Below are 443 nucleotides of genomic sequence, written 5' to 3' on the forward strand. Positions count from 1 at the left end.
CACCGGCCGATCAGACCCCACCACCACACGACCCCGCACCTCATCCCCACCCAACACCACCGCACGATGCCCCAACCCCGCACGCCCCACCGCCAACGACAACCCCACATCACCCAACGACACCTCAGAACGCTCCAGCACCCAGCCACGCACCCGCCCCACCATGGCGTCAAGCGCGGCCTCACCGGCGGCGGAGACGATCAGCGGTGCGGGCATGTCCGGCCCGGGGGCATCGTCCGCGGGGTCGCGTTCCGGAGCCTGCTCGACCAGGACGTGGGCGTTCGTGCCACTGGCGCCGAAGGAGGAGACGCCCGCGCGGCGGGGACGGCCGGACTCCGGCCACGCCACCTCCTCACGCAGCAACCGCACATCCCCCGACGACCAGTCCACATGCGGCGACGGCTCATCCACATGCAACGTCCGCGGCAACACCCCATGCCGCA

1 protein-coding gene is annotated in these 443 nt (G+C 71.6%); it reads right to left on the bottom strand.

Annotated elements, in window-relative coordinates:
• Positions 1 to 411 (bottom strand): ketoacyl-synthetase C-terminal extension domain-containing protein (locus tag RM779_RS33360; RefSeq protein ID WP_311621546.1); only part of this gene is annotated, 411 nt, incomplete at its 3' end.
• Between the last annotated feature and the right edge of the window lie 32 nt (positions 412 to 443).

The organism is Streptomyces johnsoniae, from assembly GCF_031845565.1.
Taxonomy (GTDB): Bacteria; Actinomycetota; Actinomycetes; order Streptomycetales; family Streptomycetaceae; genus Streptomyces; species Streptomyces johnsoniae.